Below are 24,487 nucleotides of genomic sequence, written 5' to 3'. Positions count from 1 at the left end.
GGTATGAACCGTGGGGCCGAGCGCATCCGCGTTCTGATCGCCGACGACAATCGCGCCGTGCGGCGGGGGCTGCGGCTTCAGCTCGAAGGCGCCCCCGGCATCCAGGTCGTCGGCGAGGTCTCGAACGGCGTCGACGCCGTTCATGTCGCACGCGCCGAACGCGCCGACGTCGTGCTCATGGATATCCAGATGCCCCAGATGTCGGGATTGTCCGCCACCCGCATGCTCGCTCGTCCCGACGACGGCCGCTCCCCCATCGCCGTCATCGTCATGACGAGCTTCGCCGTCGATGGCTACGTCAGTGAGGCACTTGATTCGGGCGCCGTCGGATACCTGCTGAAAAGCCACGACTCGGACCAGCTCGTCGGCGCGATCTACGCCGCAGCGCGGGGCGAAGCACTCGTGTCGTCGCGAGTGACGGCGCCGCTGATCCGAGAGTTCGTGCGCCGCGGCGGCGCTCCCGAAGACCCCGAAGCAAGCGCTCTGCTGACCTCGGCCGAGCGCCGCGTGATCTCCGTGCTCGCCGGCGGAGTCACGAGCAACGAGGGCATCGCCGAGACGCTGCAGGTGTCGGTTCACACCGTGCGATCGCAGCTGCACTCCGCACTCAAGAAGCTCGATCTCGCCGACCGCACCCAGCTCGCGCTGTGGGGCGCGCGCAACCGGGTGTGAGATTACTTCATCCATCCGGGTGAAACTTCGACACGGGTTTTCACCGCACGACCGACCGCACGACCGTCCCCCTCCCGCTGACCAGCGAGAGGGGGACGGTGCGTGTCAGGCTCAGCGGACCGCGCGCTGACGGTGGACCCGCAAGCCTCCCACGAGCAGGAGCAGACCGACCATCATGCTGCCCAGTCCGAGCATGAGGGCCAGGTGCGGTTCGCTGCCACCGGTGGCGGGCAGGGCGCTGTGGCCCGGGACCACCGGCTCGCCGCCGCGGACGTCGTTCACGAGGGCGGCGTCGACGGTGTCGCCCGGTTGGATCTCCACCGTGACCGGGTCGGCGGTGGCCACCTGGACCAGTGCGGTCGTTCCCGCCTTCGTCTCCGTGACGACGCAGTCCGAACCGGCGGGCAGGTCGGTGTACACCTGCTCGTAGTCGCCCGCTGCACTCCTCGCGGGGATCGTGAACGTCTCATCGAGCACGGCCCCGTCATCACAACGGACGGTGAGTTCGATGTCCGCCTGCAAGCCGGCGCCGCCACCCGTGATCGTCTTCACAACCCGCAACGAACCGGACAGATACACGACGTCGTTGGCCAGGGCGGCATCGACCGTCGCGCCCGGCTCGATCGCCACCGTGACCGGGTCGCCGGTCGTGACGTCGACCTGCGCGGTTGCGCCCGATTCGAGCTCCGTGACGGTGCACTCGGTACCCGCGGGGATGTCGGTGAAGAGCTGTTCGTACTCCCCCGCGGCAGCACCCGCGGGGATCTCGAACGTCTCGTCGAGGACGTCTGCGCACACGATGCCGAGCTCGATCGCTCCCTGCTGCCCGGCCGCCACTCCGTCGATGGACTTCACCACGCGCAGCGAACCGGGCCGGTAGGTCACGGCGTTCGCCAGGGAGGCGTCGACCGTCGCGCCGGGCTGGATCTCGACGGTGACAGGATCGCCGGTCGCGACCTGCACCTGCGTCGTCTCACCGGTCTCCGTCTCCGTCACCGTGCACTCCGTGCCGGCAGCCAGGTCGGAGTAGACCTGTTCGTAATCACCGGCCGCGCTCCCCGCGGGAATCTCGAAGGTCTCGTCGAGCACGTCGCCGCACACGATGCGCAGCGAGATGGCGCCCTGCTGACCCGCCGCGTCGCCGTCGATGTTCTTGACGACTCGCAGCGCTCCCGGCCGATAGGTCACCGTGTTGGTGACGGTGACGGCCGCGCCCTCTGACGTGATCTCCGCGTCCTGGCCGGCATCCGTCGAGACGTCGACGACCGTGTTCGCGCCCGTGACCGGTTCGGTCACGGTGCAGGTCGTGCCCACCGGTATGTCCGAGTACGTGAAGGTCTGCGTCGACGCGGTACCGGCCGGGATGTCGGCGGTATAGGCGTAGCCCTCGCCGCAGTCGATCGTCAGCTGGATATCGCCCTGCAACCCGAGCGCTTCACCGGCGAACGCCTTGCTGACCGTCAGCGAGCCCACAGCGAGGAACTCCGCCACCGCAGAGTCGACCGCGTCGAGTTCGGCGGTATCCGCGAGGATGAGCCGCTGCGCGTCGGCGAGATCCGGGGTGTTGCCGTCATATAGGTAGACCTGGCCGCGCTGAACGGTCACCGTCGCGCGCGCGTTGATCACCGCGTCTCCCGGTGATCCGTCGGGGACTCTCACCCAGATGTCGGTGCCCGATGGGACGGTCGCGGGGTTTGCCAGGGGCTCCATGCCCGCCTCATCCGTGAACATGGCGTACCCGCCGGGAACGGAGACGGTGACGTCGGTCGCTCCCTCGGCGGTGACCGTGTAGGGCCCGGCACTCGATGTCGCTCCGACCGTGTCGGACTCCGGCGTGATGCTCACTTCAGGCGCGGGCGGCTCCACGACGGGACCGGCGGCCTGAGCTGCCGCGACGATCGCCGCCGTGGCCTCGCGCACCGTGGAACTGGCCGCGGTGTTGAGCACATAGCCATCGGTGAAGTACCAGATCGCGGACTGCACGGCGGCAGCCTGCTGGTTCGCCGACAGACCCGCCGGCTCCGGAACGGTGGGGTAGAAGTTGTTGAGGATGTAGGTCACGTACCCGATGTTGGGCACGTTCGACTCCTCCCAGCTGCCGGACTCGTATCCGATCCCCACGTAGGTCGAGACGCGCAGATTGATGCAGTACATCTCAGCGGTGAGCGACGGGTCCGAGACGCTCGCCGCGACGATCGTGCCGGCGAACGTCGAGACCGATGCGTATCCCTCCGGGTTGCTCGCCGGGTACGGCGCCTGCGGGTCTTGGGTGATGGGCGACGGGGGTTGGAGACCGGGAAGCGTCGCACCCGGGCCGAGGCTCGTGATCTGGATCTCGGTGTTGGGACCGATCTGACCATCACCGATGGGCGTCGCATCATCGATGCGCGCATGTGCGGCGGGACCGAGCGGGAACAGAACGAGCGCCGCGACGACGAGAGCTCCCAGTGCGGCGATGATGCCACGGCTGCTCGCGCCGACTCGATCACCGCCAGGCGCGATGACTGAGCGCACCGTCACGGCGCGACCTGCTTTTCCTTCGACGAGTGATGCGCGGCTTCATGTCTCATGCCAGTCATGGCGTCGTCCTCTCTCCGGGGCGGGGGTGCAGACGCTCCCTTTCACGGGGATGCGTACGGTCACCCTCGACCACGACGGAGCGAGATCGGCAGTGCCATTCGTCCCTTCGATCTCCAGAAATCGAAAGAACTATCTCGCTCATAAAGGGCCGCTGTGCGTGCTTTCGTCGTGAGTGACGCGATACACGGCGGCTTGCGTACGACTTTCCAGATGCAACTTGGCGAGCAGTCCCGAGACGTAATTCTTGATGGTCTTCTCCGCCAAGCCGAGCCGGAGGCCGATCTGCCGGTTCGTCATTCCGGCGGCGATGAGACGGAGGACCTGCCGCTCGCGCAGGGTGAGGTCGGACACTCCCGGTTCGTCGGCGGGAACGACCGCGGTGGGCACCGCCTGCAGCCCATGGGAACCGTCGCCGCGCGCGATCCGCCGCACCAGCTGCAGGACGTCCTTCCCGCGGGCGTCATCGAGAAGATATCCGTCGGCTCCAGCCGCCCACGCGATGCGCTTGGCTTCCTCGGCGTCGGTGCGTCCGTGCACGAGCACGGGAACGTTCGCCTGCACACGACGGATCGTGTCGACCGTGTCGACGATGCGCGCGGTGGGTTCCGTCGCATCGAGGATGGCGACATCCAGCTCGGTCCGGTCGATCATTCGTCCCGTGTCGTCGAGTCGAGCCGCGTCGCCCACCACGACGACGTCGTCCGAATCCTCGATGACCGCTCTCAAGCCTCGTCGGACGACATCCCGTCGATTGATGAGGAGGACCCGTACTTCGTCTTCGGCGTCGAGGTCCTCATCAATTGACTCTGGCTGCGTCTCCACTTCGTCATTCATAGCCTCCGTGCCTCTCCCGGGTGGCCCCAGTCAAACACCTGCACCCGGGCGCGCCTAGGGGGTGCCCGGGTTTTCGAACGGTTTCAGGCCTTTAGTCCATACCACCTCCTTGCGGCGCGCATTCTGGACAAACGCGACTCCTTCATCCATTCGGATGAATTTTCACGACTTGTTTGCGGACCGCCTCGGTGCCCCTGCACCACTGCAACGCGGCACCACCGGTAGCTCAGGGCGCCTTTGTGCCGGGAGCGACGCAGGCGACGCCGCTCGAGCGGACGGATGATGACCCTGGGCCCGTCGTTCCGGGCCATGGGGGAAGCAGATGGAACCGATTTTCGGGCGCTTCGCGACACGAGGTCGGGTGTTCTACGACGCGCCCGGCACGGGTGACGCCAGCGCCGAAGCCGAGGGGCGTACCGCTGCGTACGTACCGGCGACGACCCTCGCGTGGCAGGGCTGGCGGCACAGCCGACGGGGCCCGTGGTCGGTGTGGCTGCCGCCCGCGCATCGTCTGCCCGAACAGGGATGGAAGGTGCACATCACCGCACTTCCCGATGCCGCAGCGACCGTGCTGGACACCGCCTCGAGGTACTGCCACCGCCACGGCATCGCTTTCAAGCACCTGCAGAACGCGCACGCGCTCGGCGCCGTGCTCGCCAAGGATGCCGACCGCTCAGGCGCGGGCAAGTTCATCACGCTCTATCCGCCATCCGAGCGCAGCCTCGAGCACTGCCTCGTCTCGCTCGACGACGCGCTCGGCGGCCAGCCCGGCCCGTACGTCCTTTCGGACCTTCGCTGGAACACGGGCCCCCTGTTCGTGCGGTACGGCGCGTTCACCGATCGCGAAGTCCTCGTCGGCGGCGAAGCCCTGCCCGCCATACAGGATCTGCGGACGGGAGAGTGGGTACCCGACCGGCGGACCGCGGGGTTCCACATCCCACCTTGGGTCGAACTGCCGCCTTTCCTTCAGCGGCAACTCGACGCGCTCGGACACGAGCCGCCGCCCGGCTTCCCGGAGATCACCGGCGCCCTGCACTACTCCAACGCCGGCGGTGTCTACACCGGAGCCCTCGACGGCGCCGAGGTCATCGTGAAGGAAGCTCGCCCGTTCGCGGGCTGGACGCCCGACGGGCGCGATGCCGTCGCCCGGCTCCGCGACGAGGAACGCACCCTCCGCGCTCTCGCCGGAAGGGTCCGCGTCCCGGCGGTCCGCGCTGCCTTCGAGGCGCACGGTCACCGCTTCGTCGCCATCGAGCAGCTGCCGGGACAGCCCCTGGACCGGCTGGTCGCAACGACCAGCCCGCTCACCGCCGCCGTCTCGACCGCAGCCGAGCGCCGCGCGTACCGCGATCGGATGCTGCAGCTGCTCGACGCGCTGCGGAGGGAGATCACCCGGCTGCACGCCGCGGGCGTCACCCACGGCGACCTGCACCCGGCGAACGTCATGGTCGACGCCGACGGCTCGGTGAGCCTCCTCGATCTCGAGATGTCCCTTCCCGTCGACTCCCGCGCGCCCGCCGTCCTCGGCGCAGCGGGATTCTCCCTCCCGGACGAGCCGGACCCCGTGCGCCGCGATGCACACGCTCTGGCGTGCATCGAGCTCTACGTCTTCCTTCCGATGACGAGCCTGCTGGCGCTGCAGCCGGCCAAGGCGGATGCCCTCGTCACCGAGGCCGCGACGGTCTTCGATCTGCCCCGCGAATGGTGCGAGCGGATGAGCGCCCGGCTTCGGCCCGCCAACTGTGCGGCGCGGCATCCTGCACCCGTCGTATCGATCGAGCGCGTCGCCGAGCAGCTCGTGGCCGACGCGACGCCCGAGCGGACCGACCGGCTGTGGCCCGGCGACCCCCGCCAGTTCGGGCAGCCCGCGTTCTCTCTCGGTCACGGCGCACTGGGGGTGGCCGTCGCGCTGGATGCCGGGGGCGTCGCCCTCCCGTCGAAACTGCGATCGTGGGTGTCGCGCTCGATTTCGAGGTCGCTCACCGGGCAGGCACGCCTCGGGCTGATGGACGGCGCGGCCGGCGCGCTCTGGGCCTGCCGGCGCCTCGGCTTCGCCGACGAGGCGACGGCACTCGACGAGTACCTGCACGACGACGCCGTCGGGTCACTCGGCTCCGACCTCGCGACGGGTCTTCCGGGGATCGGCATCGCTCTGCTCGACGAGCCCGATTCCGGGCGCGACATCGAGCGGGCGACCGCGATCACCGACGTCCTCGGCGCACGCTGGGGGCTGCTCGGCCCCGCCGCGCCGTCGGGAGCGCCGTCGCCCGCGCCGTCACGACGGCACGGCGGCCTGATGGGCGGCGCGAGCGGGACGGCTCTTCTGGCTCTCCGGGTGTTCGAACTCACCGGAGAGCGCCGCTTCCTCGAGATCGCCCGCCGGGCGCTCGACGTCGACCTCCGCACGTTGCGCCGCGACGCGGACGGGTCGGTGCAGGTCGACCAGGGATGGCGCATGCTTCCCTACCTCGCGCACGGGTCGGCCGGCGTCGGCCTCGTGCTCGCACGGTACCTGGCGCATGAGCCTGCCGATGACGAGCTGCGTGTCACGCTGCACGGCATCATCCGCGCGGCGTCGGCGCCCTTCGTCGTACAGGCGGGACTCTCCGCCGGCCGAGCCGGATTGGCCCTCTTCCTTCATTCTCTGGAGGCGACCGGACACGCGAGCGCAGACACGGTCCGCGCGCGCGACCATCACCTCGGGCGAATGACGCTGCACGCCCTCGACGCGCCGGTCGGCGCGCGTTTCGTGGGCGACGGGATGCTGCGCGCGTCGTGCGATCTTGCGACCGGCGCCGCGGGCGTGCTGCTCGCGCTCGCCTCCGCGTCGCCTCCGGCTTCGAACAGTGACCAGCCGGTCCTGCCCTTCCTCCCCCCGGTGCTCGTGCCCGCCGGTTCTCCGGCGGCGAGAGGATGAGGGAGGTGAACAAATGGGTTTCATCCTGGCATTGCAGACGCTCGAGAAGAGCGAAGAGGAACACCGCACTGTCGTGGGCAGCACAGTAAGCATCGGCCTGTGCCGGAGCACCGTGTCGACGGCCTGCTGATCCCGCCGTGATCGCGCGCTCCGCAGCGAAAAACGAAGGGCCCCCGCTGAGCGGGGGCCCTTCTCGATGTGGCGAGTGAGGGATTCGAACCCCCGAATGCAATGCAGTCTGATTTACAGTCAGATCCCTTTGGCCGCTTGGGTAACTCGCCAGTGCGCACCCGCCCGGCTTGTACAGTCGACCGGAGGCGCGAGAACCCATATTACCCCCTGTGGCCGGGTGCTCCGAACCACGGGGGTCGGCCGTCAGTCGTTGCCGACGACCCGTTCGACGAAGGCCTCGGTGCGGTGGCGCGTGCCGTCGATTCGGCGATCGACGCTCGCGCGGATCTCGCTGGGCGCGAGCGGGCCAGCGATCCGCACGTTGTCGTGGCATCCGAGGTCGGCGCAGATGTACGTGCCGATCGTGTCGCCGGCATCGCCGGCGGGCCCGGCCTTACGCGCACTGAAGAGGGTGACCTGGTCTCCGGGCTGCATCGTGTGACAGAGGTTGCACAGCGCGGACCGTGCGCGTGAGCTTCCCGACGCCGCGCGCATGACGACTCCGACCGGGGCGCCCTCACGCTGCGTGATGACGTATCCCCGCTCGCGCGAGTTCGGATCCCGCCACGCGAGGAAGTCGAGGTGGTCCCAGTCGAGCAGCATGAAGTCGATCGGCATCGCCATGATCCGGCGATCGTCGACCGTCGCGTTCACGAACGAAGCGCGGACTTGGTCTTCGGTCAGAGCTTGCACGCGTTCCAGCCTACGAAGCGCACGGCATCCGCGGGCCGCGTGCGCGGACGCCCTCCCGCGGTCACTGCGATGCGACCCATGCCTGCCAGTCGGCCTCGGTGAATTCGGTGCTGTCGACGAAGAATCCGCCGCCGAGGACCGAATCCACTGCCATCGTCCAGGCCGACCCGTCATAGGCATCGGCGTAGGCGTAGAACGAGCCCGCGGCGTCGTACGCGAGGTTCGCGTCCTTGCTGCGCAGCGCCTCGTCGGTGAAGGCACCCATCCCCTGCGCGGCGACGGCGGCCTTCACCTCAGGCCGGAGGTACCCGGGATCGGCGAGCCCCGATTTCCATTCGACGAAGCGGGCGAATCCCTCGTGGACCGCGACGGGCGGTGCGATGAACGACCCGGGCGCCGCTGCGTAGTGAAGGCCGTGTGCGAACTCGTGGACGAACACCTGCTCGCGACCCGACGCGCTGCCCGGGCCCATCACGATGAGCGTTCCGGATGTGTCGGATCCCGTCGCGATCACGGGGTCGAGGAAGCGCTGCGCGATCTGCGGACGCAGGGTCGGACGGGCATAACCGGCGACATCCATGTCCCACGGCGTGCCCTTGCCGTACTGCCAGCGCTGGAAGCGGTCATCGTCGTCGGTGATCGCCGATACGAAGCCGTCCTGCGTCGGCTCGCCGCCGAGGGCGCGGATCGTGTCGAGCGCGATGACGGCCGATCGCTCGGCCGCATCCGCGTTCTGATCGACCAGCTCGGCCTCGTCGCTCATCCCGAACAGGACGACGTGATCGCGCTTGGTGACGTAGATTTCGCCCTCGTCCCACGGGTTCGGCTCGCGCGCGGGGACGATGGACGTGATCGTTGCGGGCTCGGGCGGTTCCGTCTGCTCGTACCGGTCGAACGACCGGCTGGGGACGGTACCGGGCTCGAAGGTGACGGTGTAGGCGAAGCCCTGAATGAGGTCGAGGCCGGCGTCACGGTCGCCGTCGCCTCGCTGCGGCTGTGCCGCGAAGGCGTACTGAGCGCCGAGGATCACCTCGATGGTGCCGGTCTCGTCGACGTCGAAGTCCGACGGCGCGATCGCCGCGACATCCCACCCGATCTTGCTGGAGTTGTCCCACCACAGCGCGAGCTGCGTCGCCGCGTCACCCGTGGCGTGAGCGAGGAACCGCTCACGATCCTTGTCGCGCATCGCGGCGTTCATCTCGGCGAACGTGGCGCTGGTGGGAGTCGCGAGGTCGTTGTCGGCCCACGGCGCCCAGCCGACCGGAACATCGGCCGTCGGCCCGGTCTCGGGCGTCCGCGGCCACAGCACGACGCCCGCGGCGACGGTCATCAGCAGCGCACCGATGCCGAGGGAGGCGATGACGATCTGCATCGTGCGCGCCGCGCGATTGCGAGGCTTCGGCTGCGGTGATGCCGCAGGGTGCACTTCAGTCGTGTCGGTCATCGGGTCTCCGCCTTAGAGATGAGGATGATGCGGCGTTCGGAGTCGGTCGTCAACTCGCCGCCGACGCCTGTCGAGGCGAGAACGAAGACGTAGTCGGTGCCACCGGAAGAGATGAGGTACTGCTCGAGCGGCGCCGGGGTGTTGGGGTCGTTGTGCCAGCCCATCAGATCGGTCATCGGTGCAGCCTGGCCGACGACGGGGAACCCGGCGGCGAGGGCGTCGATGTCGATGCCGTCGTCGAAGGAGGTCGAGGTTCCGCCGCTCAGGCAGACCGCGGCCAGCACGCCTTCGGTGCGCGCGATCTCGGAAATCTGCGACAGCACCACGTCGGAGGTGTAACAAGCCTGATCGATAGGGGCGGGCTCGAAGCTCGTGGTCGCGACGACCGCTCCGTCGTACGCCGACGCCGAGGCGGCGCCCGTCACCCGCCAGGGGCCGATGGCCGTCGGAGTCTCCCCCTGGCGAGCGCCGGAGGGCACATCGTCACCGTAGTAGTAGGGCCGGGTCAGCCAGATCTCGCGGGTCGAGGTCGCCGTCTGCGGCGTGCCGTCGACGGTGAAGGTGTAGGTCATGTCGACCAGTGCTTTGGCGGTGTCCGCGCCGCTCGGCGACTCGTAGCCGGCGGTGCCGTTGGTTCCATAGAGGATGCCGCGCCGGTCGTACTCGATGGAGAGGTCGAGCACCTCCGCGGCACGCGCATCGCCGAACAGGGGCGTCGCCGACCCCGAGATCGCGATGTACCCGGGCGAGGCGTACTGCGTCCAGCTGGGCTCGTCTGCTGTGGCGGCGGCGAGGAAGCCGTCGACGACATCCGGCGCCTCCGAGGTCGCGGCGGCGTTGGCCGAGACGACGGTCCAGCCGACGAACCCGGCTGCGCCGCCGACGATGAGGAGGGTGGCCGCCAGCACGATCCAGGTCACGCGCGTCATCACCTTCTGCCCGGGGTTCTTGGACGCGGGACCGGGCGCGGCAGCGGGGGCCGCCGCCGGCGCGGCATCCGACGCCGACTGCTCCGCCACAGGGTAGGGCGAGACATGGTCGGTCCATCGCTGGCCGTCCCAATACCTCAGCTGCTGCTGTCCCGATGGGTCGGGATGCCAGCCGGCCGGCGCGGTCGGAACAAAGTCCGGCACGTCGTTCACACGTCCCCCTCGCCCCGGCCGCGAGCACCGCCGGTCCGTGACGATGCTATTGGCATGCGCGAAGTGGCTCGTACACCTGCTTTTCCGCGCCGGATCTGCTAGTCGTGACGGACACCCTGGGCGTCAGATGAACCAGCCGTTCAGGAATCCGGTCCCCAGCAGCACCTGCCCCCAGCCGAGGATCAGCGCGACCACGGGCCACCCGTATCCTCCTCGGTCACCGCGCGCCGCGATCAGCCCGATGATGCCGAGCACGCCGCCGAGGGCTCCGGCCGCGATCGAGATCGGCAGTGCGATGAACAGCATCCATCCCCAGAGCGGATCCACGGTGTACCCGAGGACGACCACGACAGCAACCGGGAGGATGCCGATGCCCGCGAGGATCGTCGCGGCGATTCCCCACCCGCGGCCGCGGCGGCGCCGGGACCGGTCAGCGGGCTCACTCGTCATGGCGCGAGCCTAGCGTCCCCCGGCGCGACGCCACGGGCGCGGCTAGAGTAGCGGCATGGCAGATTCCTCGTTCGACATCGTCAGCAAGATCGATCGCCAGGAGGCCGACAATGCGCTGAACCAGGCCCGCAAGGAGGTCGAGCAGCGCTACGACTTCAAGGGCACCGATGCCTCCATCGAGTGGTCGGGCGAGTCGATCCTCATCAAGGCGAACTCCGAAGAGCGCGCCAAGGCCGTGCTCGACGTCTTCCAGACGAAGCTCATCAAGCGGGGCATCTCGCTCAAGAGCCTCGACTCGGGCGAGCCCACCGCTTCCGGCCGCGAGTACCGCATCGTCTCGACGCTGAAGGAGGGCATCTCGTCGGAGGATGCCAAGAAGATCAGCAAGATGATCCGCGACGAAGGTCCGAAGTCTGTCAAGTCGCAGATCCAGGGCGACGAGCTGCGCGTGCAGTCGAAGTCGCGCGACGACCTGCAGGAAGTGCAGCGGATGCTGAAGGCCGCCGACCTCGACGTCGACCTCCAGTTCGTCAACTACCGCTGACGCTCCCCCGCACCATCCCGGGCTGAGCGCTCACCGGTCGAGGCCGCTGACGAACGACACCAGTCGGTCAGCGGCTTCGGCGCGTGCGGGCGCAGCCGAGAGGAAGACGTCGTGCAGGGCGCCCTCGATGCGGGCGATCGTGACGGTGGCGGCGATGCGGGTGGCCGCGCGTGCGATGTCGTCGACGACGAGCACCGAGTCGGTCGAGGTCATCGTGTCGTTCCAGCGCAGCGGCGACGTCGACCGCGCCGAGAGCAGAACGAGGGCCGGTGCGCCGACCTCCACGCCGGCCGCGACGCGCGCATGCCCGGCGATGACGGCGGCGAGCCATGCGGGATGCGTCGGGAAGCCCCGTTCGGGACGCCAGCCGTCGGGCGCATCGGGCAGGCTGCCCACTTCACGCTGGGCCCGCGTGTAGAACCCGAGATCGACGGCGGGGTGGGCACCGCGCGGGTCGAAGCGCGCCCGCACCTCGACGAGCGGCGCGACCGCCTGCCGCCCGAGGGGGCCGAGCTGCAGCTCCAGCCACGGACTGTTCAGCACCACGGCGGCGGCTCGCCCCGGGTGACGCGCCGCCCAGAGGGTGAGCGTCAGCCCGCCGGTGCTGTGCCCGAGGAGCATGAGCCGCCGGCCCAGACGCTCGGTGTCCATGGCAGCGAGCGCCGCCTCGATGTCGTCGTCGTAGACATCGAGCGATGTGACGTACCCGCGCGCCTGTCCGGGACGGATGCTGCGCCCGTACTTCCGCAGGTCGAGCGCGTGGAACCGCGCGCCACGATCGGTGAAGATCCGCGCGAGGTCGGTCTGGAAGAAGTAGTCCGACCAGCCGTGGACGTACAGCACGTCGATGTCGCGCCACGCGCCGAAGAGGCGGAGCCCCGGATGCGGCATCGCCCGCACGAGTGTCGCGACCACGTCGCCCTCGTCATCCGACCCGAGCGGAAGCGTCGTCTGCTCGAAGCCGGGACCCAGCAGGTCGGGACCCCACGTCACCTCATCCGCCCGCATGCCCCCACCCTAGGTCGTGGACATCCGCGGGCGCAGGGGGTCAGGCGGCGGAACTCTGCTGCGAGCCCGAGCCCGCACCGGAGCCGGTGCGACGGGCCTCACGCTCCTGGGCACGCTGGAGCGCGCGCTTGCGCTGCTCGCGGGCGTCGTCCTCGAGCTTCGCTGCCCTCTCCTCGTCGCGCGTGAGGTTCTCTCCCGTCTCGGGGTCGAACACGTGCAGCGAGTCGGGCGAGAACCACAGTGTCGCCGGATCCCCCGCGCGGATGTTGCTGAGCGAGTCGAGCGCCACGACGAGCTCCGTGCGGAGCCCCTCTCCGTCGAGATCGCGGTCGAGCTCGGCGAGCTTCTCGCGTACCGATTCCTCGACCTCGAATGGGATGTAGGCGTACAGCACCTCGCCGAGCCACTCGGTCATCTCGACGTCGACCTCGGCGCGCACACCACCCTCGAGCGGACGGTCGGAGGTCTCGGCATCCTCGAATGCATCGGGACGCACGCCGACGATGACGAGCTCGCGCTCTCCGATCGCGCGGCGCAGCCGGTCATCGAGCGGAACGTCGAACATCGGCAGCTTGAGGGTGTCGCCCTCGACCGTGCCGTGCAGGAAGTTCATCGGCGGCGAGCCGATGAAACCGGCCACGAAGAGGTTCACCGGCTGCTCGTACAGCCCGCGAGGGCTGGCCACCTGCTGCAGCTCGCCGCGGCGGAGCACCGCCACCCGGTCGCCGAGCGTCATGGCCTCGGTCTGATCGTGGGTGACGTAGACGGTCGTCGTTCCCAGCGAGCGCTGCAGCCGGGCGATCTCGGTGCGCATCTGCCCGCGCAGCTTGGCGTCGAGGTTCGACAGCGGCTCGTCGAACAGGAACGCCCGAGCGTTGCGGACGATCGCGCGGCCCATCGCCACGCGCTGACGCTGGCCACCCGAGAGGTTCGCCGGTTTGCGCTCGAGGTGCTCGTCGAGCTCGAGAAGGCTCGAGGCCCGGCGCACGCGCTCGTCGATCTCATCGTCGGGCACGTTGCTCGACTTCAATCGCATCGGGAAGGCGATGTTCTCGTACACCGTGAGGTGCGGGTAGAGCGCGTAGTTCTGGAACACCATCGCCAGGTCACGATCCTTCGGCGCCTTGTCGTTGACGAGGTCGCCGTCGATGAGCATCTCGCCGCTTGTGATGTCTTCGAGGCCCACGATCATCCGCAGGAGCGTCGACTTGCCGCATCCGGAGGGTCCGACGAGGATCACGAACTCGCCGTCGGCGATGTCGAGGTCGACGCCCTTGACCGCCGTGAAGCCGTCGTCGTACGTCTTCACGATGTTCTTCAGCGTGATGGAGGCCATGACGTTCCCTTCGAGGTAGACGCGGCGGCGGCGGGGATGCTGGAGGTCATCCCTTGACCGCGCCCTGCGTGAGGCCGGAGACGATCCGGCGCTGGAAGATGACGACGACCACCACGATCGGGATCGTCACGATGATGGCGGCCGCCGAGATCGCGCCCGTGGGCTGCTCGAACTGCGACGCTCCGGTGAAGAACGACAGAGCGGCGGGCACGGGGCGCGCCGCACTCGTCGAAGTGAGCGAGATGCCGTAGACGAAGTCGTTCCACGCGATGAAGAACGCGATGATCGCCGTCGTGAACACTCCGGGCGCCGCGAGCGGGACGACCGTCTTGCGGAAGGCCTCGAACGGCGTCGCGCCATCGACCTGCGCCGCCTGCTCGAGCTCCCAGGGGATCTGGCGGAAGAAGGCCGCGAGCGTCCAGATCGCGATCGGCAGCGTCAGCGAGAGGTACGGGATGATGAGCCCCAACCAGGTGTCGTAGAGGCCGATGACCCGCCACAGGTTGAACAGCGGCGTCACGATCGAGACGATCGGGAAGACCGACACCGCGAGCGCGGTGACGAGGATGATGCGCTTGCCGCGGAACTCGAGTCGCGCGATCGCGTAGGCGCACAGCGTGGCGAGAACGACCGCGACGAAGGTGGCGATGAGCGAGATGCCGACGGAGTTGCGCAGCGCCGGAAGGAACAGATCCTGCGCGCCGCCGCCGGGGGCGAGGATCTCGGTGTAGTTCTCGAGCGTCCATTCCTGCGGGAGCAGGGTTCCCGAGAACAGACCCGACGGCGTCTTGAACGACGTCATGAGGATCGAGAAGACGGGGAAGAGCGACCAGACGAGCACCGCGATGATGATCGCGGCCCATCCGATCCGCTGCGGCCAGGTGAGCGTGCGCATCAGGAGTTCCGTCCCGTCGCCAGGTCGACTTTGAAGCCCTTGATGAAGATCGCGGCGATGATCAGGACGCTGAGGAACAGCAGCACCGAGATCGCCGAGCCGAGCCCGATCTCGAGGCGCCCGATCGAGGTGTTGTACGCGAGCAGCGACAGCGCCTCGGTGTCATTGGCGCCACCGGTCATGATGTAGATGTTGTCGAAGATGCGGAACGCCTCGAGCGTGCGGAAGAGCACGGCGACCATGATCGCGGCCTTCATGTTCGGCAGGATGACGCGACGCATGACCTCCCACCCGGTGGCTCCGTCGACCTTCGCGGCCTCCTCCAGATCGCCGGGCACCTGCGCGAGGCCCGACAGCAGCAGCAGCGAGATGAACGGCGTCGTCTTCCACACCTCGGAGAAGATGATCACCACGAGGGAGGTGCCCTGCTCAGCGAACCAGTTGAGCTCGGGGTCGAACCCCGGGATCCAGCTGAGCCAGTTGTTGACGTACCCGCCCGAGTTTATGTCGAACGCGTAGAACCAGGCGAAGGCCGCCACGACCGTGATGATGCCGTACGGCACGAGGATCGCGGTCCGCACGAGCCCGCGGAGCTTCTTGATCGCCCGGTGCATCACCAGCGCGAGGAGGAAGCCGAGGATGAGCTCGAACAGCACGGTCACGACCGTGATGAAGAGGGTGACCCCCATCGACCGCCAGAACGCGGGGTCGCTGAGGACCACCCGATAGTTCTCGAAGAGGACGAACGACCGCTCGTCGGGGGCGGTGAGCCGCAGGCTGAACAGCGAATCGAACAGGGCCTGTCCGATGGGGTACATCGTGACCAGCAGCATGATGACGAACGCCGGGCCGGCCAGCATCCAGCCCAGTCGTCCCTCCGCACGCGCCCGGGCCGAGCGTCCGGGCCGCGGCGACGCGCTCTCCCGCGTGCTCACAGCAGACGCTCCCCTCGCAGGACGGCGAGGATGAACTCGCTCGATGTTCTCGGGGTGGTGTCGGGGTTCACAGCTGCCGGCGGGTGCCATGTCCGCTGGAGCCCGATCGAGATCTCGTTGTAGTACGGCGTCTGCGGACGCGGCACACCGAGGTCGAGCGACTCGCGGATGGTGTCGGCCATCGGGAACTCCTCCTGCACGCGAGGGTCGTCGTAGGCGGCGGCGTTGGACGGCGGGTTGCCGTCGGTGACGAAGTACTCCGACTGGTTCTCGGGCTGGACGATGCACTCGACGGCCTGCCAGGCGAGGTCGGGGTTTTTGCTGAAGGCGCCGACGCCGAGGTTGATGCCGCCCACCGGAGGTGCGGCCGGGGTGTCGGCATCGACACGCGGATACACCGCCCAGCCGAGGTCGTCGGCGATGGCGGGGTCGGCGCCGGTCATCGCCGGCCACACGAACGGCCAGTTGACCATGAAGGAACCCTGCTCGCCCTGGAACAGGTTCATGTTGGCGTTCTCGTCGGCGGTCGGGAGGCCCGGCCCGCCGAGCCCGTCGGCCCCGATGCGGTGGATGATCTCCGCCGCGGCACGTCCCGCGTCGCTGTCGAGCCCGAGCTCGAGCTCGTCAGCGGGCGCCTCGGGGTTCTTCAGGATCTCGCCGCCGGCCGACGCGACGAGAGCGTTGATCCACACCGTCAGCGACTCGGCCAGCGCGCCCTGAACGCCGAGCCGCAGATCCTGCTCCTGGGCGACGGCGATGATGTCGTCCCAGGTGACCGGCTGCGACATGTCGAGGCCCGCCGCCTCGACGACCGACTGCCGATACCAGAGCAGCTGCGTGTTGGCCCAGAAGGGAACGGTCACCAGCTCGCCGCCCCAGCTCGCGGAGTCGACCGCGCCCTGGACGATGCCGTCGGTGTTCTGCAGTTCTTCCGGGACGTCGTCGAGGAAGCCGGGCTCGGCGAGCTCCGGGATGAACGGCGGGTCGAGGCTCATGATGTCGAGCGAGGTGTCGCCGGCTGCCAGACGCCGGGCGAGCTGCTCGCGCTGCGACGCCGCATCACGCGGCAGCAGCGACGTCTCGATGCGATACGCGCCGTCAGCGGCATCCGTGCAGGCGGCGGCGATCCGCGCCTGCCCGCCGTCGTCGGGGTTGATGTACCAGGTGAGCGTGGGCACACCGTCATCGGGGGCGCAGGCGCCGAGCGTCGCTGCGAGCGCGACCACCGACGCGGCTGCCAGGACCCGGGTCGTGCGCATCGGGCCTCCTCGTTCCGTATCGTCGCGACCCAGCGCGCTCACGGCACCGGGCGTTCCCCCATCATGGCGTCGGAGGAATGCAGCGACCACGGGTTGCCCAACCCGACGCGCTGTAGTACGCCGGGCGGGCGAGGATGCCGGTCAGTTCTCGGCGACCAGGCTCACGATCTCAGCGGGGTCGTCGCCCGCGAACGCGTGCGATTTCGTCTCGAGGAACGCGCAGAGGGTCGACACCATCGCGAGCTCGGTCGACAGGGCGAGCGCGGCGCCGGCTCCGAGCCGCAGTTCGGTCTCGCGCGCCTCGAACGTGATGCGCCAGGTGTTTCCGCCCGGCACGTCCGGCTCGATGTACGTCACGGTCTGCGCGTTCATCATGTTGATCGCGACGAGCCCCGTGTCGCGGCCGAGACTGCCGTCCTGCGGGATGACCTTCACGGCGAGGGAGTATCCGAACTGCCGGAACTCCTCGATCCACGAGACGAGCGTCTCCTTGCTGCGGAAGGTCATCGCCCGACCTCTTCGCCGCGCGAGATGGCGACCATGTCGTCGCGGTCGACGACCTTCACACGCGCGCGATCGGCAGCGGCGCCGAGAGCGATCTCGTGCTCGTCGAGACGGTGCCACCCGTCGAGGTCGGTCCAGGCGACGCCGCGCTCGGTCAGCAGATCGAGGACGCCCTGCTCGGACGGGTCCACCGGCTGCCACCACGACCCCTGGTCGTTGATGACATGGCGCACGGTCTCCATCGCGTCGGACTTCGTGTGGCCGATGAGTCCGACGGGTCCGCGCTTGATCCATCCCGTCGCGTACACGCCCGGCACGCGCTCGTTCGAGTCCTCGTGGAGCACCTGACCCTCGTGGTTCGGGATGACGCCGTGCGTGGCGTCGAACGGCACGCCCGGCAGCGGCGACCCGAAGTACCCGACCGCGCGGTAGAGACCCTGGAGGGCGACCTCGCGCATCTCGCCGGTGCCCTCGACCCCGCCTTGCCCGTCGGGACGCGTCCGCTCGTAGACGAGCGCGGCGACGCGGCCCGCGGCATCCTTCTTGACCTCGACCGGCTTGGCGTAGAAGTGCAGGTGCAGGCGACGTGAGGCCTCTCCCCCGGCGCCGTTGACGCCCGGGCGCTGACGCCATGACTGCAGCACGCGGTCGATGACCATCACCTGCTTGTTCGACGCGATCGCCGCCTTCGAGGCCTCGTCGTAGTCGAAGTCCTCGTCGTAGACCACGAGGTCGACGTCGCGCAGATCGCCGAGCTCGCGCAGCTCGAGGGGCGTGAACTTGACCTGCGCGGGTCCGCGGCGTCCGAAGATGTGGACATCGGTCACGGCCGACGAGCGGAGACCCTGGTAGACGTTGTCGGGGATCTCCGTGACCAGAAGGTCGTCCGCGTGCTTGGCGAGCAGTCGAGCCACGTCGAGCGCGACGTTGCCGTTGCCGATGACGCCGACGGATGCGGCATCCAGCGGCCATTCGCGTGGGAAGTCGGGGTGACCGTCGTACCAGCTGACGAAGTCGGCCGCGCCGTACGAGCCGTCGGCATCGATGCCGGGGATGTCGAGGGCTGCGTCGCGCACCGCGCCGGTGGCGAAGATGACGGCGTTGTAGTGGTGCTTCAGGTCATCGAGCGTGATGTCCTCGCCGAAGCGCACGTTGCCGAACAGGCGGATGTCGCCGCTGTCGATCACGTCGCGGAGGGCGTTGATGATGCCCTTGATGCGGGGGTGATCGGGCGCGACTCCGTAGCGGACGAGCCCGTAGGGGGCGGGCAGGTGATCGAACAGGTCGATCGAGACGTCGAACTTGCGCTCGGCCTTCAGCAGCAGATCCGCGGCGTAGATGCCGGCGGGCCCGGCTCCGACGATGGCCAGCCTCAGCTTGGTCATGGGTGTTCCTCGTTCCTGGTGGCACCCGAGCGCGGGCGCAGCGGGGGTCTGTGTCAGCTGGCGCGGTCGACGACGACCTCGGCGAACCGGGTCAGCGCGTCGCGCACGGCGCCGGTCGGCAACGGTGCGAGGGCCGCGACGGCGTCGTCGGCCCACTTCTCGGCGAGCTGCCGCGTCTGGGCCGTCACCTCGTGGTCGCGCAGGCGGGCGAGCGGCTCGTCGAGGATCGCGGGATCGGCTCCCTCCGCGATCTCGGCGACGCCGCGGTCGATCGTCGCGGCGAGCTCGCGCGAAGCGGCATCGTCGGCGCGGGTCAGCAACAGGTAGGGCATCGTCGGCACCCCGGCACGCAGGTCGGTTCCGGGAACCTTGCCCGTGGCCTCGGGGTCGGCGGAGAGGTCGATGACGTCATCGAGCAGCTGGAAGGCGACGCCGGCCTTCTCGCCGAACGCGAGCAGCGGCTCGGCGAGCTCCTCCGGTCCGCCGGAGAAGAGCACGCCCACCTGCGCCGCAGCGGCGATGAGCGAGCCGGTCTTGTCGGCGAGCACCTGGATGTAGAACTCGACGGGATCATCGCCGGGCTGAGCGCCGATGGTCTCGTGCATCTGACCGAGCACCAGGCGCTCGAAGGTGTCTGCCTGCACGCGGATTGCTCGCTCGCCGATGCGCGCCATCAGCTGGCTCGCCCGCGAGAAGAGCAGGTCGCCGGTGAGGATCGCGACGTTGTTCCCCCACACCTCGTGTGCGCTGGGGACGCCGCGTCGCTTGTCGGCACCGTCCATGACATCGTCGTGGTACAGCGATCCGAGGTGGGTCAGCTCGAGCGCCGCAGCGCCGGCGATGACGTCCTCGGTCGCACCGTCGCCGAGCTGCGCGGTGAGCAGAGCCAGCATGGGCCGCAACCGTTTGCCGCCGGCTTCGTAGAGGTATCGGGTCTTGGCGTCGACGAGCGCGTCGCTGACGGTGAGCTCATCGCCGAGGCGCGACTCGACGCGCTCGAGCCCGGCTTCGACGGTCGCGAGCAGCTTGCGGGTGCGGGGTCCGGCGAAGATGCGCTCGGTCATCCCGAGGTGCTTCGCCAGCCGCGGCGCGGATGGGCTCGATGTCACCTCTCCAGCCTACCGGCCGGGCGACCGCGCCGATCCGCGCGAGCCGGTTCAGACCGCGGGCTTGACAGCGCGGTGGAGCGCCACGATGCCGAAGGACAGATCGCGGTGCGCGACCTCGTCCCAGCCGGCCTCGCGGATCCACCCGGCGAGGGTGCGCTGGTCGGGCCAGTCGCGGATCGACTCGTTGAGGTAGTCGTAGGCCTCGGCGTTGGAGCTCACCGCGCGCGCGACCAGCGGCAGCACCCGGTCGTTGTAGAAGCGGTAGATCCCCGCGAACGCCCGGGAGGGCGGCTGCGAGAACTCGCTGATGAGCAGGCGGCCGCCGGGCTTGGTGACGCGCAGCATCTCGGCGAGCGCCTTCTTCGGCTCGTTGACGTTGCGGAGTCCGAACGAGATCGTGACGACGTCGAACTCGGCATCCTCGAAGGGCAGGTTCGTGGCATCCGCCTCGACGAACGACAGATTCGGGATGCCGCCGCCCGGCGCCTGCGCTCCGTACCGGCGGACGCCCTCGGCGATCATGCCGGGCGAGAAGTCAGCGGCGACGACCTCGGCACCGCTGCGGGCGAGCGAGACCGAGCTCGCACCCGTTCCCGCGGCGAGGTCGAGGATGCGCTCCCCCGGCTTCGGGTCGATCGCGCGGGTGGCCGCGATGCGCCAGAGGCGGTCCTGGCCGAGGCTCAGGACGTCGTTGGTGCGGTCGTAGGCACCGGCCACCTGGTCGAACATGCCGCTCACGCGCGACGGGTCCTTGCCGAGGTCGGCGCGGTTGGGCTCGCTGGTCACGCTCCGAGTCTAGGCGCGGCTGTGCCCGCTCAGCCCCGCCCCGCGAGGTCCCACTTCGGCCGGGTAAGGACGCGGCTTTCCCGGCCGGAGTGGGACCTCGGCGGGCGGACGGGAGTCAGGGGCCCGCGGGGGCGGGGAGGGATGCCAGGATGCCGAGCCAATGGGCGGCCGTGGGAGCGTCGAAGGGCGGTCGGTGCGCGGCGACGGCCGCCTCGAGGTCGACGGCGAGGGCCTCGAGCTCGGCGACGATCTCCCGCGGGTACCCGTAGGCGACGCGATGCTCGTCCCACTCGTCGCGGTCGTCGATCCAGATGCCGCGGGTGGCGGAGTCGACGACATCCAGGTCCATGTCGATCGCCGTGGGCTCGCCGCCCTCGTCCCACCGGGCGTCCCAGGCGATGTCGATGTACACGCGGGTGGGATGCGGCGGCGCGTTCATCGTCAGCACCCACTCGCCGACCGGAGGCAGGAGCATCACGCACGGATGCGTCGCGACGAAGTCGCGTCCGGGCCGGTTGCTGCGGTCGCCGGGGCGCTGGCCGAACCAGTCGCCGTGCTCGTCGCTGCCGAGGTAGGTGCAGGCGTGCACCCAGTGGGTTCCGCCGTTCCACTTGCGCCAGCGGAAGGTCACCGGGGTTCCCGGCACGGGGCGGAGCATCACGCGCCGAGTCTAGGCTGGTCGAGTGAACGATTCTGCGCCCGCCGCCCGGCTGCGCGTGGTCACTCGCGAGGTCGAGGCCCCCGACGAGCTGCTGGTGTTCGCCGACCCGCAGCACCCGACGGTGTGGTCGCGACGCGGCGACATCCTCGTGGCGCGCGGCACTGCCGCGGCCTTCGACTCAGCCGACGCGAACCCCGGTCCACGCGAAGCTGCCGACTGGTGGCGCAGAACGGTCGCCGCCGCCGAGATCGACGATCCGGTCGGATTGCCCGGATCGGGACTCCTCGCGTTCGGCGCTCTGCCGTTCGATCCCCGCCCCGACGACCGCGCCGACGCCACGACACCGCCGCTGCACTTCGCGGTGCCTCGATTCGTCGTGGGTCGCCGCGGGTCACGCGCCTGGGTGACCGCGATCACCGCCGACGGCTCCGACCCGGATGCCGCCCTCCCCGCCGCGACCGGCTTCGGCCTGCACTGGTCGGCGACGACCGGCCCCGGAGCGCTGACACCCGACGGCTACCAGGAGATCGTGCGCGCGGGCGTCGACGCGATCCTCCACGGCGACCTGCAGAAGGTCGTCCTGGCGCGTGATCTCGCCGGCACCGTTCCCGCGGATGCCGATCTCCGGCGCCTCGTGCGCGCACTGTCGTCGGCGTACCCCGACACGTGGGCGTTCGCGGTCGACGGTCTGATCGGTGCAAGCCCCGAGACTCTCGTGACGGTGTCGGGCGGCACCGTCACCGCGCGCGTCCTCGCCGGGACGATCGCACGCGGGGCCGACGCCGACGCCGACACGGCGGCATCCCTGTCCCTCGCCACCAGCACGAAGGACCTCGACGAGCACGGCTATGCGGTGCGCAGCGTGCTCGACGCACTCCGCCCGTCGACCTCGTCGCTCGTCGCCGGCGAGCAGCCGTTCATGCTCAAGCTGCCGAACGTCTGGCACCTGGCGACCGACGTCGAGGGCGAGCTCGCCGGGGATGCCTCCGCCCTCGACCTCGTCGCCGTGCTGCACCCCACCGCGGCGGTCGCCGGCACACCGACCCCGAACGCACTCGACGAGATCCGCCGCCTCGAGCCCTTCAGCCGGGGACGGTACGCGGGACCCGTCGGATGGATCGACGCGCACGGCGACGGCGAATGGGCCATCGCGCTGCGGTGCGCGCAGTTCCGTCCCGGCGACCGCGCCGACGGCGGCGCCTCGATGCCCTTCACCGCCTACGCCGGTGCGGGCATCGTGGGCGCGAGCGACCCCGAGTCGGAGATGCTCGAGACGCGCGTGAAGTTCCGGCCGATCATCGACGCGCTGGCCTGAGCGGGCGCACGGGCCGCACACCGGGCGGAGCGACTCAGCGGGCGAGCGGGACCTCGATGAGCTGACGTCCGCCGACCGGCGAGGTGAGCACCTGGTCGAGCGCGGAGCGCGTCGTCACGCGGCGGTACTCCCACCCGTACGCGAGCGCGAGCTGCTCGAGCCGCGCCTCATGCGGCGTGAAGAGCACCCGGTCGGCGGCCTCCGGCGGTGCGGTGCCGGCGACCTCGAGCCCGTCGAAGATGGTGCCCCCGCCGTCGTTGCCGACGATGACCTGGATCCGGGGTTCGTCCTCGGTGCCGGGAAGCAGCAGCGCGCCGACGTCGTGCAGCAGAGACAGGTCGCCGGTGAGCACGCGGGTCACGCCCGCCCGTGCGTCGTCCTGGCTCGCGACCGCGATACCCATTCCGGTGGCGACGATGCCGTCGATGCCCGCGAGCCCCCGATTGGCGTGCACGGGCACTTTCTTGCCACCGAGCACCGTGTCGGCCACGCGAACGAGCCTCGACGAGGCGAACAGCAGACGATCGTGCGGCCAGCTCGCCCGCCAGACGGCGTCGACGAGCGACTCACGGTCGAGCGGAGCCTTGAGAACGGCCATCTCCGCCGAGATCGCGCCGAGTCGCTCCTGCGGCACCGCCGACGCGAGCCCGTCGACATCGGGCGCCGCGGGGCTCAGGTCGACGGCCTCCTCACGCGATGCGCGCATCCAGGCGCCGAGCCAGGCCCGGTCCGCCTCTCCGGGCGGAACGGACACCGCGGCGACCGCTGTCGTCGTTCCGTTGAGATTGAGGTCCTCTCCCGGGCCGCGCACGGCCCAGACCTCGACCTCCGGTCGCGAAAGCAATGCGGCCACCTCGCGGCTGAGCGTCGGGTGCCCGAACACGACGACCCGTTCCACGGCGTCGGCGAGATCGGGGCGGGAGAGCACCGCACGGTAACCGTGGACGAGGTTGCGCCCGAACCGCGCACCGCTGACGATCTCGGCGACGAGCGGCCAGCCTCCCGCGTGAGCGAGATCCTCCGCCGCCGGACCGGCATCCGCGCCCGCGACGACGAGCGTGTTCGGCCCGCGGGTGAGCTCCACCGGCTCGAGGGGCATCGGGGGTTCGGCTTGGCCGATGCCCCCACCGCCCTGATAGTGCGCGCCCGACACTGTGGCGTCGACTGTTTCGCCCGGCTCGGCGCCGCGGGCGGCCGGGGCGGGCGCGGGCTCGGCGTCCGCGTCGATGAGCCACGGCGGGAGGCCGCCCGACAACGGGTTCCGATACGGCAGGTTCAGGTGCACGGGGCCGGCCGGCCGCGATCGGTCGCCGAGCGCCGCGGTGAGCGCGTCGGCGGCCAGGACGGCGATCTCCGCCGACTGCGCCCCGGTGGGGGCGTCGTCGATGTCCTGCGGCGTCACGGCGTCGACCTCGAGCCGGACGAAGCGCGAGAACATCCCGGGCTGATGCGTCGCCTGATTGGCCCCGATGCCGCGCAGCTCCGGCGGCCGGTCGGCGGTCAGCAGCAGCATCGGCACGCCGGAGTGGTGCGCCTCGAGAACGGCAGGCATCAGGTTGGCGACCGCCGTTCCCGACGTGCATACGACAGCCGCCGGCATCCGGGTGTCACGTCCGATACCGAGCGCGGTGAACCCGGCGACGCGCTCGTCGATGCGGACGTGCAGACGGATGAGGCCCCGCCGCTCCAATTCCGCCGCCACGAGCGCCAGCGCCTGGGAGCGCGATCCCGGGCTCAGGACCACGTGGCGCACTCCCCCGGCGACGAGAGCACCGAGCAGTGCGGCGGCGGCGTCGGTCGCCGGCGCCCGATCCGCCGGCGTCGGAGCGTGTTCGGCCCCGCTCATC

At 69.8% G+C, this 24,487-nt stretch carries 22 protein-coding genes and 1 tRNA gene; 5 read left to right on the top strand and 18 right to left on the bottom strand.

All coding sequences use genetic code 11. From position 1 onward, the window contains the following. The first annotated feature begins 3 nt into the window (after positions 1-3). Entirely contained in the window at positions 4-672 is a 669-nt protein-coding gene (locus VC184_RS03700; RefSeq protein ID WP_274178493.1) for a response regulator transcription factor, read from the top strand. 111 nt (positions 673-783) lie between these two features. Here the strand turns inward: VC184_RS03700 and VC184_RS03695 are convergent, their stop codons facing one another. Both VC184_RS03695 and VC184_RS03690 read right to left on the bottom strand, forming a co-directional pair. Then, positions 784-3,192, bottom strand: coding sequence for a thioester domain-containing protein (locus VC184_RS03695; protein ID WP_282502163.1), 2,409 nt, complete (start codon positions 3,190-3,192; stop codon positions 784-786). Between the two features lie 198 nt (positions 3,193-3,390). Beyond that, positions 3,391-4,086, bottom strand: a complete 696-nt coding sequence (locus VC184_RS03690; RefSeq protein WP_282502162.1) for a LuxR C-terminal-related transcriptional regulator — start codon at positions 4,084-4,086, stop codon at positions 3,391-3,393. A gap of 322 nt (positions 4,087-4,408) precedes the next feature. Here VC184_RS03690 and lanKC point away from each other — a divergent pair, with 322 nt between their 5' ends. Next, positions 4,409-7,003 (top strand): class III lanthionine synthetase LanKC, encoded by a 2,595-nt coding sequence (gene lanKC / locus VC184_RS03685; protein ID WP_282502161.1) that lies wholly within the window; start codon positions 4,409-4,411, stop codon positions 7,001-7,003. Between the two features lie 13 nt (positions 7,004-7,016). Then, complete coding sequence (locus tag VC184_RS16340) at positions 7,017-7,133, top strand: SapB/AmfS family lanthipeptide (protein WP_354451194.1); 117 nt, start codon at positions 7,017-7,019, stop codon at positions 7,131-7,133. A 69-nt stretch (positions 7,134-7,202) separates the two neighbouring features. On the opposite strand, the gene VC184_RS03680 is transcribed toward VC184_RS16340, so the two are convergent. The 5 genes from VC184_RS03680 to VC184_RS03660 form a co-directional block, all read right to left on the bottom strand. Next, a tRNA-Tyr gene (locus tag VC184_RS03680) sits at positions 7,203-7,284 on the bottom strand. A 94-nt stretch (positions 7,285-7,378) separates the two neighbouring features. Continuing rightward, positions 7,379-7,867 carry an FBP domain-containing protein gene (locus VC184_RS03675; protein WP_269267386.1) on the bottom strand — a complete coding sequence of 163 codons (489 nt, stop codon included), beginning with the start codon at positions 7,865-7,867 and terminating at the stop codon, positions 7,379-7,381. 61 nt (positions 7,868-7,928) lie between these two features. Next, a complete protein-coding gene (locus VC184_RS03670; RefSeq protein ID WP_282502159.1) occupies positions 7,929-9,311 on the bottom strand; it encodes a hypothetical protein in 1,383 nt (460 codons plus the stop codon). Continuing rightward, complete coding sequence (locus VC184_RS03665; protein WP_282502158.1) at positions 9,308-10,453, bottom strand: DUF2510 domain-containing protein; 1,146 nt, start codon at positions 10,451-10,453, stop codon at positions 9,308-9,310. Before VC184_RS03665 ends, VC184_RS03670 begins: the two co-directional genes overlap by 4 nt. Before the next feature lie 123 nt (positions 10,454-10,576). Beyond that, a complete protein-coding gene (locus VC184_RS03660) occupies positions 10,577-10,903 on the bottom strand; it encodes a hypothetical protein (RefSeq protein WP_282502157.1) in 327 nt (108 codons plus the stop codon). A gap of 55 nt (positions 10,904-10,958) precedes the next feature. Between VC184_RS03660 and VC184_RS03655 the strand changes: the two genes are divergently transcribed. Beyond that, complete coding sequence (locus tag VC184_RS03655) at positions 10,959-11,447, top strand: YajQ family cyclic di-GMP-binding protein (protein WP_071918434.1); 489 nt, start codon at positions 10,959-10,961, stop codon at positions 11,445-11,447. A 30-nt stretch (positions 11,448-11,477) separates the two neighbouring features. Here the strand turns inward: VC184_RS03655 and VC184_RS03650 are convergent, their stop codons facing one another. From VC184_RS03650 to VC184_RS03605, 10 genes are all read right to left on the bottom strand, one after another. After that, positions 11,478-12,455: an alpha/beta hydrolase gene (locus VC184_RS03650; RefSeq protein WP_282502156.1), complete on the bottom strand. Its 978-nt coding sequence runs from the start codon at positions 12,453-12,455 to the stop codon at positions 11,478-11,480. Between the two features lie 40 nt (positions 12,456-12,495). Beyond that, positions 12,496-13,791 carry an ABC transporter ATP-binding protein gene (locus VC184_RS03645; RefSeq protein WP_112616747.1) on the bottom strand — a complete coding sequence of 432 codons (1,296 nt, stop codon included), beginning with the start codon at positions 13,789-13,791 and terminating at the stop codon, positions 12,496-12,498. Between the two features lie 46 nt (positions 13,792-13,837). After that, the gene (locus VC184_RS03640) at positions 13,838-14,686 is read right to left on the bottom strand and encodes a carbohydrate ABC transporter permease (RefSeq protein WP_094262209.1); all 849 of its coding nucleotides are present in this window, start codon (positions 14,684-14,686) and stop codon (positions 13,838-13,840) included. Next, a complete protein-coding gene (locus tag VC184_RS03635) occupies positions 14,686-15,621 on the bottom strand; it encodes a carbohydrate ABC transporter permease (RefSeq protein WP_282502154.1) in 936 nt (311 codons plus the stop codon). The genes VC184_RS03640 and VC184_RS03635 overlap by 1 nt, the downstream gene beginning before the upstream one ends. After that, positions 15,618-16,880: an extracellular solute-binding protein gene (locus VC184_RS03630; RefSeq protein ID WP_282502153.1), complete on the bottom strand. Its 1,263-nt coding sequence runs from the start codon at positions 16,878-16,880 to the stop codon at positions 15,618-15,620. Before VC184_RS03630 ends, VC184_RS03635 begins: the two co-directional genes overlap by 4 nt. 141 nt (positions 16,881-17,021) lie before the next feature. Beyond that, positions 17,022-17,387: a hypothetical protein gene (locus VC184_RS03625; RefSeq protein ID WP_274178475.1), complete on the bottom strand. Its 366-nt coding sequence runs from the start codon at positions 17,385-17,387 to the stop codon at positions 17,022-17,024. Further along, on the bottom strand, positions 17,384-18,769 hold the full coding sequence (locus VC184_RS03620) for an FAD-dependent oxidoreductase (protein ID WP_274178474.1): 1,386 nt from the start codon (positions 18,767-18,769) through the stop codon (positions 17,384-17,386). Before VC184_RS03620 ends, VC184_RS03625 begins: the two co-directional genes overlap by 4 nt. A 53-nt stretch (positions 18,770-18,822) precedes the next feature. Continuing rightward, complete coding sequence (locus VC184_RS03615; protein ID WP_274178473.1) at positions 18,823-19,878, bottom strand: polyprenyl synthetase family protein; 1,056 nt, start codon at positions 19,876-19,878, stop codon at positions 18,823-18,825. 48 nt (positions 19,879-19,926) lie between these two features. Continuing rightward, complete coding sequence (locus VC184_RS03610) at positions 19,927-20,607, bottom strand: class I SAM-dependent methyltransferase (protein ID WP_282502546.1); 681 nt, start codon at positions 20,605-20,607, stop codon at positions 19,927-19,929. A gap of 172 nt (positions 20,608-20,779) precedes the next feature. Continuing rightward, positions 20,780-21,322, bottom strand: coding sequence for a DUF402 domain-containing protein (locus tag VC184_RS03605; protein WP_323987706.1), 543 nt, complete (start codon positions 21,320-21,322; stop codon positions 20,780-20,782). Positions 21,323-21,347: 25 nt separating this feature from the next. On the opposite strand from VC184_RS03605, the gene VC184_RS03600 reads away from it, so the two are divergent. Further along, a complete protein-coding gene (locus tag VC184_RS03600) occupies positions 21,348-22,640 on the top strand; it encodes an isochorismate synthase (protein ID WP_323987309.1) in 1,293 nt (430 codons plus the stop codon). Positions 22,641-22,674: 34 nt separating this feature from the next. On the opposite strand, the gene menD is transcribed toward VC184_RS03600, so the two are convergent. Beyond that, positions 22,675-24,486, bottom strand: a complete 1,812-nt coding sequence (gene menD / locus VC184_RS03595; protein WP_323987308.1) for a 2-succinyl-5-enolpyruvyl-6-hydroxy-3-cyclohexene-1-carboxylic-acid synthase — start codon at positions 24,484-24,486, stop codon at positions 22,675-22,677. Position 24,487: the final 1 nt, after the last annotated feature.

Source organism: Microbacterium plantarum, assembly GCF_035231185.1.
GTDB lineage: Bacteria > Actinomycetota > Actinomycetes > Actinomycetales > Microbacteriaceae > Microbacterium > Microbacterium plantarum.
This window is presented reverse-complemented; position numbering and strand designations above follow the sequence as displayed.

Excerpts from the sequence above, each read along its gene's own strand:
- VC184_RS03700 (WP_274178493.1), top strand. The coding sequence starts at position 4 with ATGAACCGTGGGGCCGAGCGCATCCGCGTTCTGATCGCCGACGACAAT.
- VC184_RS03690 (WP_282502162.1), bottom strand. The coding sequence starts at position 4,086 with ATGAATGACGAAGTGGAGACGCAGCCAGAGTCAATTGATGAGGACCTC.
- lanKC (WP_282502161.1), top strand. The coding sequence starts at position 4,409 with ATGGAACCGATTTTCGGGCGCTTCGCGACACGAGGTCGGGTGTTCTAC.
- VC184_RS16340 (WP_354451194.1), top strand. The coding sequence starts at position 7,017 with ATGGGTTTCATCCTGGCATTGCAGACGCTCGAGAAGAGCGAAGAGGAA.
- VC184_RS03670 (WP_282502159.1), bottom strand. The coding sequence starts at position 9,311 with ATGACCGACACGACTGAAGTGCACCCTGCGGCATCACCGCAGCCGAAG.
- VC184_RS03660 (WP_282502157.1), bottom strand. The coding sequence starts at position 10,903 with ATGACGAGTGAGCCCGCTGACCGGTCCCGGCGCCGCCGCGGCCGCGGG.
- VC184_RS03655 (WP_071918434.1), top strand. The coding sequence starts at position 10,959 with ATGGCAGATTCCTCGTTCGACATCGTCAGCAAGATCGATCGCCAGGAG.
- VC184_RS03650 (WP_282502156.1), bottom strand. The coding sequence starts at position 12,455 with ATGCGGGCGGATGAGGTGACGTGGGGTCCCGACCTGCTGGGTCCCGGC.
- VC184_RS03645 (WP_112616747.1), bottom strand. The coding sequence starts at position 13,791 with ATGGCCTCCATCACGCTGAAGAACATCGTGAAGACGTACGACGACGGC.
- VC184_RS03640 (WP_094262209.1), bottom strand. The coding sequence starts at position 14,686 with ATGCGCACGCTCACCTGGCCGCAGCGGATCGGATGGGCCGCGATCATC.
- VC184_RS03630 (WP_282502153.1), bottom strand. The coding sequence starts at position 16,880 with ATGCGCACGACCCGGGTCCTGGCAGCCGCGTCGGTGGTCGCGCTCGCA.
- VC184_RS03625 (WP_274178475.1), bottom strand. The coding sequence starts at position 17,387 with ATGACCTTCCGCAGCAAGGAGACGCTCGTCTCGTGGATCGAGGAGTTC.
- VC184_RS03620 (WP_274178474.1), bottom strand. The coding sequence starts at position 18,769 with ATGACCAAGCTGAGGCTGGCCATCGTCGGAGCCGGGCCCGCCGGCATC.
- VC184_RS03610 (WP_282502546.1), bottom strand. The coding sequence starts at position 20,607 with ATGTTCGACCAGGTGGCCGGTGCCTACGACCGCACCAACGACGTCCTG.
- VC184_RS03605 (WP_323987706.1), bottom strand. The coding sequence starts at position 21,322 with ATGCTCCGCCCCGTGCCGGGAACCCCGGTGACCTTCCGCTGGCGCAAG.
- menD (WP_323987308.1), bottom strand. The coding sequence starts at position 24,486 with ATGAGCGGGGCCGAACACGCTCCGACGCCGGCGGATCGGGCGCCGGCG.